Genomic DNA, 243 nt, shown 5'->3' with positions numbered 1-243 from the left:
CCTCGGTGAACTACGGCTTCCCGGCCCACAGCGACGAAGAATACCTCGGTGCCGTGATCCCGAAAATGAAACAGGCGAAAATCTCCGCCCTGCTGCTGCCCGGCATCGGCACCGTTGACCATCTCAAAATGGCCCGAGAACTGGGCGTCTCCACCATTCGGGTGGCGACCCACTGCACCGAAGCCGACGTCTCCCAGCAACACATCACCATCGCCCGTGAAATGGACATGGACACCGTCGGCT

General features: G+C 60.9%; 1 pseudogene. It reads left to right on the top strand.

What is annotated here, in order from left to right:
- Positions 1 to 243 (top strand): annotated as a pseudogene (locus tag WG929_RS21230) (4-hydroxy-2-oxovalerate aldolase); the annotation flags it as partial.

It is taken from the genome of Oceanobacter antarcticus, assembly GCF_044962685.1.
Lineage (GTDB): Bacteria > Pseudomonadota > Gammaproteobacteria > Pseudomonadales > Oceanobacteraceae > Oceanobacter > Oceanobacter antarcticus.
The sequence above is the reverse complement of the archived record's forward strand: the minus strand, read 5'-3'. Positions and strand labels throughout refer to the sequence as shown.